Below are 8,823 nucleotides of genomic sequence, written 5' to 3' on the forward strand. Positions count from 1 at the left end.
GTCATAACTCTGACAGTAGAAACGACACCATGTCACGGGCGGGCATTGTTTGATCTTGTCCGCCAGGCCAACGGAACAACCCGATCATGATTGAATCCAGGATTCGAGAACATGTTTGCAGACTCGCGCGGTCGTTGTTTGAGCGCGGCCTGACGCCGGGTTCGTCGGGCAATATATCGGTGAGGCTTGATGATGGCGGCTGGATTGCAACGCCGACCAACGCATCAATGGGGTTTCTCGATCCAGCGCGGCTCTCACGCATCGATGCCCGGGGCCGGCTCGTTTCTGGGGATCCCCCGACCAAGGAAATTCCCCTGCATAACGCGGTCTACGAAACCCGGCGCACGACCAACGCCATCGTGCACCTCCACTCGACGCATTGTGTTGCACTGTCGATGCTGCCCGAGATCGATCCGGAAGCGGCGCTTCCAGCGCTGACGCCCTATCAGCTGATGCGGTGCGGCGCGACGGCCTTGCTTCCTTATTTCAGGCCTGGCGATCCGGCGGTCGCGGCGGCAATCCGCGCGCTCGGGGGGAAATACTCGTCGGTTCTCCTTGCCAATCACGGACCCGTGGTCGCCGCCGACAGTCTCGAAGCCGCGGTATTCAGCTGCGAGGAACTCGAGGAGAGCGCCAAGCTCTATATGTTGCTGCGGGATCGCCAGCCACGCTATCTCAAGCGTGCGCAGGTCGAGGACATAGCCCGAACCTTCACCAACGATCTTCCGATCGATCGCTTCATCTGCTCGGATGCCGACGCCGATTCGCCATGCCTGCACCCGGGCTGTCGAGGCGGACATTGATCCTAAGGGTCCTCGCACCTGTTCAGCGAGATGAGCCTCGCCCTGCTCGCAGCCGCGCCCAACGCGTATATCCTGGAGCACCTCCCTTGGAGCACCTCCACTGGCTTGAGCCGCTCTATGCTGAACGGATCGAACTGAACGACGAGGGCCGCGCCATCGTCCCGGACCGACCTGAATGGGGCTTTTCCTTCGATCTAGATACCACGTCTGCTGGAAATGGCTTCCAGTGCTCTGGTCCAGGTGCAGCAGCGATCTAGCGGCGAGCCTTTCGAGCGATGTTTGCTCTCGTTGACGCCGGAGCGCTATCATCCGGGTGTGCAAGATCGCAGAGGATCGTAGTTTGTCGCACACAATCGTGCAAATGGCGGAGAGAGTGTTAGTCAATCCCCCTTGAAAAATAAGGTGTTTTCGACGTCATTCAACCAAAACCCACAATTTGAGCTACGGCCCGAAATGCGACGGCAAAGGAGGGAAACGATGCGGGTGGTCGTACCCCTAATCAGCCATTCATAATCGCCAACGTTTCGTAACGTGTCGATTGAGGGTCGGCCGAGGACAGTGGCTCCTCCTGCACCATGTCCTTTCCTCGCGGTCTCGGGGCCCGAAATCCTGCGCTTATTAGAAACTCCGCGCAGTCCGAGTTCGAGCGAGCGACTGCGCCATCGGCGGTTGCTCGATCTTCCGAAGTTAAGATCAATCCAGAACGGACGACACAATGAGGTCCTAAATTCGCTGAGACCGTTTTCGAGAGTTGAACAGTTGCGGATATCCGCCCACCAGATGGACGAAGTTGAACTCCCGCCCTGGATCGACGCAGAATTTCTGACCTTCAAACGCTGAACCGGCGAAGGAACTCGGCGAACTGAGTGTCTCCATACCCGTCAAGAAAATTTCCTCACCGCGCACGTCGACTGAAAGACCGATGTTCCCTGGGAGCGGGTCAGTGTGATTGCGTTTGGCCGCCTCCGCAACGGCTGCTGCGGACGACTTGCGTGTAGGTTCAAGTCGGGGGAATGCATTCGTCGATACCGACATTCGCCGATCTTTGTGATTGAGAGGCGACCTAAGGACCGTTGAGGTAGCACCTTGCATTCGCGATATTGTTCATCGAGCCCTTGCCCGGAGACGATAAGAAATCTTCAGTGATGTAATATCTTGTCGAGGAATAGCCGCGCTCGATCTGAGCGGGACTGCGAGTGATCGAAAAATTCGTCGGCCGAACAGTCCTCCACCACTTCGCCCATGTCCATGAAAACCACGCGGCTGGCGACGCGGCGCGCAAATCCCATCTCGTGTGTCACCACCATCATGGTCATGCCGTCGGCTGCGAGCGCCGTCACGACGTCGAGGACTTCATTGATCATTTCGGGATCGAGCGCCGACGTCGGCTCGTCGAACAGCATGACCTCGGGATCGAGTGCCAGCGCACGCGCGATCGCGATGCGTTGCTGCTGACCTCCCGACAGATTCATCGGATATGCAGATTCCTTGTCCTTCAGGCCGACGCGATCGAGCAGACGTCGGGCCCGCTCTCTCGCTTCCTCGACCTGCCGCTTGAGGACGACCCGCTGCGCGAGACAGATGTTGTCGATCACGCTGAGATGCGGATAGAGCTCAAAATTCTGGAACACCATGCCAACCCGTCGCCGCAGATGCGTGGCCGATCGCGCTGCGCATCCGACATCGATGCCGTCGACGAGAATTTGGCCATCCTGGTAGGGCTCGAGTGCGTTTACGCACTTGATCAGCGTCGACTTGCCGGATCCGGAAGGTCCGCAGACCACGACGACCTCTCCGCGAGAGACCGTCATCGTGACATCGCGAAGCACGTGATGCGCGCCATAATATTTGTTGACGCGTTTGAACTCGATCATCGGGCGAATGTCCTTTTCAGCTTTTCGACGCCGGCCGTCGCCGCAAGACAGATCAAGTAATAGACGAGGCAGGCAAACGCATAGGCTTCGATCAGCCGCCCGTCCCGGTTGGCAATGATGGATGTCGCGGTCAGGAAGTCGTGCAGCGAGACGACAAAGACCAGCGACGTGTCCTGAAACAGGATGATCGCCTGGGTGAGGAAGATCGGGATCATGGCGGCGAACGCCTGCGGAAAGACCACATAACGCAAGGCCTGCGCCCGGCTCATGCCGCCGGCGAGCGCCGCATTCATTTGGCCCGCGCGAACACTCTTCAGGCCAGCTCGCAGGATTTCGCTATAGTAGGCGCCTTCGAACAGAGTGAAGGCGACGGTCGCCGACGTCCAAGCGCCAACCGGTCTCCCCAAGATTAACGGCACCATGAAGTAGAACCAGAAGATCACGAGAATGAGCGGGATCGCGCGAAACACAAAGACGTAAACGTTGACCACACCATTCCCGGTGCGGCCGGCGAACAGCCTGACCAGCGCCAAAGCGGTACCGACGGCGAGGCCGCCGATAACGCCGATCAGGGTCAAGGTCAGGCTGAGCAGCAGCCCGTCCAAGAGAAAGCTCGCGTTTCGGACAATGAGCGAATAGTCGAGCATTGAATTACGCGGCCAAGGGTAAAGCCAGGGTCCGTTGCAGGCGAACCATGATCAGATTGAGGACGAACGCGACCAGCACGTAGAAGATAGTCGCGGGACCAAAGGCTTCGAAGCCGTGAAAGGTGAAATTCTCGATTTGCCGGCTCTGCGCCGTCAGTTCGAGCACACCAATGGTCAGGGCCAGCGACGAGTTTTTGACGATGGACAAAAACTCGGAGGTGAGGGGCGGCAGGACGATCCTGAGCGCTTGTGGCATGACGACGTAACGCAAGGCCTGCGTCCGGTTCATACCGGTTGCGTCGGCGGCCATGCTCTGCCCGCGCGGAACGGCCTGCAGTCCTGCCCGAAAGAGTTCGGCGAGACGGCCTGACGTATAGAACGCGAGCGCCAGCACGGCGGTCCAGAACTCCGGATTGGGCAGGTCTCGCTTGAACCAAAGGCCGAGCTTGGCAGGCAGGAGTTCCGGCACCACGAAGAACCACACGAACATCTGCAGCAGCAACGGAATGTTGCGAAACACGGAGACATAGAATCCGGAAACGATCAGGACCCATCGCGACGACGACGTGCGTGCGATGCCAACAACGGCTCCGAGCAGCAGCGCGACGAGCCAGCCGGTGAGAGACAGGGCCACGGTCCAGCCTAGTCCTGCCAGCAGCCAGCCGGCGTAAGGCTCGATAAACAGAAGACCCCAGTTCCACTGGTAGTTCATGACGCAAGATCTCGTCCGTCGATGATCAAAAAGGGATCGCGATCGCTACTCTTTTATTCAGCGATTGCTTCGATCTTGAACAGGGTGTCGACCTCGCCCTCGATCGGTACGCCATAGGGCGTGATCCACTGGTCATAGAGCTTTTGCAGGTCGCCGCCGGCAAGCATACGGGCGATCGTTCCGTTGATGATCGTTAGCAGGCCCGAATTGTTCTTTCCGACCATGAACGCGACCTGCTCGAACGACAGCGGGTTGCCGACAACGGCGAAGTCATCCTTGTTCTGTGCCGTGCGGAGCGCGCCGCCGAGCAAAACGGCGTCGTTGACAAATGCGTCGGCCCGCTGCGAGTTGACGGCGAGAAGTCCTTCGGCGTTGTCCCGGACTTGAAGCACGCGCACATTGATCTTGTTGCGGTCCAGCGCCGTACGCACATAGCGTTCGGCTGTCGTTCCCGCGGCGAGCGCGACGATCTTGCCATTGAGGTCCGGCAGGTCCTGGATGCCCGATGTCTTCTTCACCAGGAGTTTCCCCTCGGCGAGCGCGACCGCATAGCTGAAATCGACCTGCTCCTGACGCGCCAGCGAATTGACGGTGGTGCCGCACTCGATATCGACCGTTCCGTTGGCGATCAGCGGAATGCGCGTTTGCGGCGTTACCGGCACATACTTGACCTGGATCTCGGGAATGTTGAGCTTGCGGCCAACCTCCTGGGCGATCCTCTTGCAGACTTCGATGGAGTAGCCACTGGCCTGCTTGTTCTCGTTGAGATAGGCGAAGGGCTTTGCGCTTTCACGGAAGCCGATGGTGACCGTCTTATTCTGCTGAATGCGCTTCAAGGCGTTATCGGCTTCCTGCGCCTTTGCCAGCACCGGCAGGAAAGTCGCGACGATAACGGACGATAAGGCAAACCTTCTGACGAACATCACACGCTCCTCATGACTTTGCTCTTAGATGTGAACGACGCTGCTTAGCGACTGGATGTTCGGGAAAATGAAGTCCGGGCGCGGGACCGACGGATCGAGCGCGATCTGGCGCCGGTTGATCCAGGCGATGGTCAATCCGAGCGGCTTGCCGCCAACGAGGTCGGTGAACTGCGATTGGCCCGAGTGAAAGATTTCATCTTTCGCGACGCCTGCGTTATCGATCAGGTAGCGAAACAGCGTGCCGTCCGGCTTGTAGCCCCGGGCCCGTTGCGCCGTGCAGACCAGATCGAAGTTTCGCTTCAATGGCGTCAGGGCCAGCAGGTCATCATCGATGTTGGATACGACCGCCAATTTGGCGTGGCGCGACAGTTGATCCAGCGTGCCAACGACGTCGTCGTAGAGAAAAAAGCGCGGGAAGGCCTCGAAGTAGCGATCGATGAGGCGGCCGTCGCCCCCAATCTCGAAATGCGCAAACGTCTCAGCGAGCGAGAGTTCGCAAATCTCGCGGTATGAGCGATAGGGGTCCCAGTAATGGGCAATGTTGCGATGTTCCCAATGTTCCCAGAACGCCTTGACGTCGACATGAGGCGCCCCGGCGTCGGAAAGAATTCGCGCAAAGGCGCCGTAGGAACTGTCACGGACGCTGATGAGCGTGCCAAAAACGTCAAACGACATCAACTTCGGCCTGAGGCGTGTCGTGTGCTGTTCGCTATCCATTGTTCAATTCCAGATGATGTTTTTATGAACCTGCCAGTGCCGGCGCTCGCTTCACCGCACAGCGATGGCGTCGAGTTCGATGAGGTAACCGTGATGGAGTTCAGGGACCGGCACCACCGCGCGCGCCGGACGGTGCTCGCCTAAAACCTCCGCATAGATCGCGTTGAACGCCGGCCAATATTCGACGCCGACGAGATAGGCAGTCACTTTCGCGATGCGATCGCGGCCGAGACCTGCGCCCTCGACGATCGCGATGATGTTGGCGAGGGCTTGGCGGGCCTGAATGTCGAAAGGCTGGTCCGCGAGGGAGCTTCCGTCAGTTTGGGCCGCGAGTTGGCCAGAGACATAGACAACACCCGCAGCCTCGGTTGCCTGTGCGTAGTGGCCAAAGGCTTGCGGGGCGGCCTCGGTTGCAATGGCTTTGATCGGCAGAGACATAAGTTCACCATCCATAAATACGCGGCCAGAGGGCGGACACCGTCCGGCTCTGGTTGAGGACGTAATAACGGTCATGCTGGGCTGCGGTCGCACACGCATGGTTGGGAAAGATGCGAACCATCGCACCAACTGGAAGTCGCGGCGCAGGGCCTTGAGAGCCGGGACGGATGGCCAGAATGCCGTGCTCCTGATTGGCGTCGATCATGATCAGATCGGGAATCGGATCGCCCGCAAGATCGCAGACGACGCCATAACCCTGATCGATAGGCAGGCGTGCCGTGCCACGATCACGCGACATCGCCATCCAGCCGGCGTCAACGATGATCCAGCCTTTGTCCTGCTGATGGCCGATCACCGTCGCGGCCACAGACAAGGCTATGTCCTTTGTGTCGCAGACGCCGATGCCGGCCATGACGAGATCGAAGAACATGAAAACCCCGGCGCGGACCTCGGTGACGCCAGTGAGATCGCGGGCAAAATGCGCAGTCGGCGTGGATCCGACGCTGACCTCCGGACAGGGCAGTCCCGCAGTTCTGAGCGCAGTCGCCGCTGCGACGATGCCGGACCGCTCCTGTTCGGCCATCGCCGCGAAGGAGGCTTGGTCATGCAGGCCGTAGGAACTGCCGGCATGGGTCATGACGCCGCGAAGTGCCGCGCCGCCCTCGTGAAGAGTGCGACCAACTGCGACCAGGATGTCGGCAGGCGGCTTTATTCCGGAGCGGTGTTCGTCGGTATCGACCTCGATCAGGACCGGCAGGGGATCGCGCCGCTCGACGCTTTTCGCTGCCACCAGTTGCGCAACTTCCAGATTATCGAGAGCGATCGTCAGATTGGCCCCGCGGCGCCGCAGGTCGAAGACATGATCGAGCTTGTTGGGGGCGATGCCGACTGCGTAGAGCAGGTCGCGAACGCCGTGCCCGAAGAAGTATTCGGCTTCCCGCAGTGTTGAGACGGTGATTGGCCCCTGTGGGGCGTCCATCACCCGCCGCGCGACGTCGATGCTCTTTGCGGTCTTGAGATGCGGACGAAGCTTGACCCCAAGCTTAACAAGGTGGCGCCGCAACCGCGCGACGTTCCGGATCAGCCGGAATTCGTCCAGCACTAGGCAGGGGGTTTCCAGGGCGTGAAGCCCTTGACCGATCTCGATGGGAGAGAAGGGGGCGACGGACAACATGGCCGATCAATCGATCCCAATTGCCACAGATTTAGAAGCTTCATATTGCATATTATATGTAATCCTCGGTCGCGCGCGTTGTCGTCGGTATTGCAATCGGCTCTAGCCGATTATATATTATATGTCAAACACGATCCATAGGAGATGAATTTGCGAGGCGCGTTGCGACCCAAACCGATCGGCAGCACCGAGATGATTGCTGATGCCCTTCGCGACGCGATCTGCAGTGGAGAGATTCCTCCCGGTGCACCGCTGAAACAGGATGAGATCGCGGCAGAGTTCAGCGTCAGCCATACGCCCGTGCGCGAGGCGCTCAAGGCTTTGGTCTCGGAGGGCCTTGCCGTCCTCCATCACAACCGCGGTTGCTTCGTCTCGGATCTATCGAGCGTGGTCGCACGTGAATTGATGGAATTCCGCGCCATTCTCGAACCTCGGCTGGCCGGCTGGGCGATCGATCATCTGACTGAGCGCGACATCGAGCAGGCCCGCCTCCTCATGGCGAAGATCGATAGGACTAGCAATCCGGCGCAGCGGTTGCGGATCGCGACCGAATTCCACACAGTCATATACACGCGCGCTAACCGGCCGTTCTTTCTTGAACAGATCAGCCGCGCCCGCAACAATCTTAATCGATACTGGCGGCTCGCATGGGGTGACCAGAAGTTCCCGGTCAGCACTCAGAACGAACATCAGGAAATCCTAGACTTTTGCGTCTCAAGGGATCGAACTGGTCTGATGACGTTGATCGAGCAGCACATCATGACTTCAGGTGAAGTCGTCCTGCAGTATCTGCAAAGAATGGAAACTGATCAGATGGGTCATCCGTAGACTCGCGCTCGCCGAACCGCTAGCCGCCACGGTTCTGGGCCAAATCACCGTGGCGCGGCGGCGCGGCTACAATTTGCGCGAGGTTGGCCTCGTTCAGGGGACGAAATCGACTTCCACCTGGATCAAGGCGCCCGACGGACGAGCAGCAGCCGCGATGACCGCCTCCGCGGTTCGCAGGCGGCTTGGTCCGCGCCGCGAGCCGGAAGTCATCGAAATTCTGTTGAGGGAGGCACGTGCGATCGAGCAGGCGATCCGTTCGACGCCACCCACCGACACCTGACCGTCCACGCCCAGACCAACAAACCAGCGGAATAACAGGTCGAACTCCACCCGCTCCATCAATTGTCGTTCCGAGCGGATGCCGTAGAAGGCCTGCAGCAACATCGCCCGGAGCAGCCGCTCAGGTGCAATCGAGGGCCGGCCAAAGTCCTTGTAGAGCCCTGCAAATGCCTTCGAAAGTTCGTCCAGCGCAGCGTTCACGATCTCCCGGATCATCCGTAGGGGATGATCCCGGCGAACCCGCGCTTCAAGGTCCACGTAACTGAACAGCGATCCAAACCGCTCGTCCGATCCCCGCATGCCGGCCTCCCGATTCAATCATCGAGAGAATCACGTCCAATTCCGTGCCAGAGACTTCTTCAACAGCCTGCTAGACGGACTCCAGGCATCGCTCGCTGCGCGGAGTGGCTGTGGTCGGACGCTCGACC

10 protein-coding genes and 1 pseudogene are annotated in these 8,823 nt (G+C 59.4%); 2 read left to right on the top strand and 9 right to left on the bottom strand.

The window, feature by feature from the left end; all coding sequences use genetic code 11:
- Positions 1 to 86 precede the first annotated feature (86 nt).
- Positions 87 to 803 carry a 3-oxo-tetronate 4-phosphate decarboxylase gene (otnC, locus tag ACV1FX_RS16810; RefSeq protein WP_473118664.1) on the top strand — a complete coding sequence of 239 codons (717 nt, stop codon included), beginning with the start codon at positions 87 to 89 and terminating at the stop codon, positions 801 to 803.
- A gap of 723 nt (positions 804 to 1,526) precedes the next feature.
- Here the strand turns inward: otnC and ACV1FX_RS16815 are convergent.
- The 8 genes from ACV1FX_RS16815 to ACV1FX_RS16850 form a co-directional block, all read right to left on the bottom strand.
- Positions 1,527 to 1,838, bottom strand: a complete 312-nt coding sequence (locus ACV1FX_RS16815; RefSeq protein WP_473118665.1) for a hypothetical protein — start codon at positions 1,836 to 1,838, stop codon at positions 1,527 to 1,529.
- A 104-nt stretch (positions 1,839 to 1,942) separates the two neighbouring features.
- Positions 1,943 to 2,677 (bottom strand): amino acid ABC transporter ATP-binding protein, encoded by a 735-nt coding sequence (locus tag ACV1FX_RS16820; protein ID WP_473118666.1) that lies wholly within the window; start codon positions 2,675 to 2,677, stop codon positions 1,943 to 1,945.
- Positions 2,674 to 3,324, bottom strand: coding sequence for an amino acid ABC transporter permease (locus tag ACV1FX_RS16825; protein ID WP_473118667.1), 651 nt, complete (start codon positions 3,322 to 3,324; stop codon positions 2,674 to 2,676). Before ACV1FX_RS16825 ends, ACV1FX_RS16820 begins: the two co-directional genes overlap by 4 nt.
- 4 nt (positions 3,325 to 3,328) lie before the next feature.
- Positions 3,329 to 4,036 carry an amino acid ABC transporter permease gene (locus ACV1FX_RS16830; RefSeq protein WP_473118668.1) on the bottom strand — a complete coding sequence of 236 codons (708 nt, stop codon included), beginning with the start codon at positions 4,034 to 4,036 and terminating at the stop codon, positions 3,329 to 3,331.
- Between the two features lie 53 nt (positions 4,037 to 4,089).
- Positions 4,090 to 4,959 carry an amino acid ABC transporter substrate-binding protein gene (locus ACV1FX_RS16835; RefSeq protein ID WP_473118669.1) on the bottom strand — a complete coding sequence of 290 codons (870 nt, stop codon included), beginning with the start codon at positions 4,957 to 4,959 and terminating at the stop codon, positions 4,090 to 4,092.
- A gap of 24 nt (positions 4,960 to 4,983) precedes the next feature.
- Positions 4,984 to 5,676, bottom strand: coding sequence for an HAD family hydrolase (locus tag ACV1FX_RS16840; RefSeq protein ID WP_473118670.1), 693 nt, complete (start codon positions 5,674 to 5,676; stop codon positions 4,984 to 4,986).
- A gap of 51 nt (positions 5,677 to 5,727) precedes the next feature.
- Positions 5,728 to 6,114, bottom strand: a complete 387-nt coding sequence (locus ACV1FX_RS16845; RefSeq protein ID WP_473118671.1) for a RidA family protein — start codon at positions 6,112 to 6,114, stop codon at positions 5,728 to 5,730.
- A gap of 4 nt (positions 6,115 to 6,118) precedes the next feature.
- Positions 6,119 to 7,288, bottom strand: coding sequence for a DSD1 family PLP-dependent enzyme (locus ACV1FX_RS16850; RefSeq protein WP_473118672.1), 1,170 nt, complete (start codon positions 7,286 to 7,288; stop codon positions 6,119 to 6,121).
- A gap of 144 nt (positions 7,289 to 7,432) precedes the next feature.
- Between ACV1FX_RS16850 and ACV1FX_RS16855 the strand changes: the two genes are divergently transcribed.
- The gene (locus tag ACV1FX_RS16855; protein WP_473118673.1) at positions 7,433 to 8,116 is read left to right on the top strand and encodes a GntR family transcriptional regulator; all 684 of its coding nucleotides are present in this window, start codon (positions 7,433 to 7,435) and stop codon (positions 8,114 to 8,116) included.
- Between the two features lie 273 nt (positions 8,117 to 8,389).
- Here ACV1FX_RS16855 and ACV1FX_RS16860 read toward each other — a convergent pair.
- Positions 8,390 to 8,695, bottom strand: a pseudogene (locus ACV1FX_RS16860) (transposase); the annotation flags it as partial.
- Positions 8,696 to 8,823 lie beyond the last annotated feature (128 nt).

It is taken from the genome of Bradyrhizobium ingae (assembly GCF_055791185.1).

Excerpts from the sequence above, each read along its gene's own strand:
- otnC (WP_473118664.1), top strand. The coding sequence starts at position 87 with ATGATTGAATCCAGGATTCGAGAACATGTTTGCAGACTCGCGCGGTCG.
- ACV1FX_RS16815 (WP_473118665.1), bottom strand. The coding sequence starts at position 1,838 with ATGTCGGTATCGACGAATGCATTCCCCCGACTTGAACCTACACGCAAG.
- ACV1FX_RS16820 (WP_473118666.1), bottom strand. The coding sequence starts at position 2,677 with ATGATCGAGTTCAAACGCGTCAACAAATATTATGGCGCGCATCACGTG.
- ACV1FX_RS16825 (WP_473118667.1), bottom strand. The coding sequence starts at position 3,324 with ATGCTCGACTATTCGCTCATTGTCCGAAACGCGAGCTTTCTCTTGGAC.
- ACV1FX_RS16830 (WP_473118668.1), bottom strand. The coding sequence starts at position 4,036 with ATGAACTACCAGTGGAACTGGGGTCTTCTGTTTATCGAGCCTTACGCC.
- ACV1FX_RS16835 (WP_473118669.1), bottom strand. The coding sequence starts at position 4,959 with ATGTTCGTCAGAAGGTTTGCCTTATCGTCCGTTATCGTCGCGACTTTC.
- ACV1FX_RS16840 (WP_473118670.1), bottom strand. The coding sequence starts at position 5,676 with ATGGATAGCGAACAGCACACGACACGCCTCAGGCCGAAGTTGATGTCG.
- ACV1FX_RS16845 (WP_473118671.1), bottom strand. The coding sequence starts at position 6,114 with ATGTCTCTGCCGATCAAAGCCATTGCAACCGAGGCCGCCCCGCAAGCC.
- ACV1FX_RS16850 (WP_473118672.1), bottom strand. The coding sequence starts at position 7,288 with ATGTTGTCCGTCGCCCCCTTCTCTCCCATCGAGATCGGTCAAGGGCTT.
- ACV1FX_RS16855 (WP_473118673.1), top strand. The coding sequence starts at position 7,433 with ATGAATTTGCGAGGCGCGTTGCGACCCAAACCGATCGGCAGCACCGAG.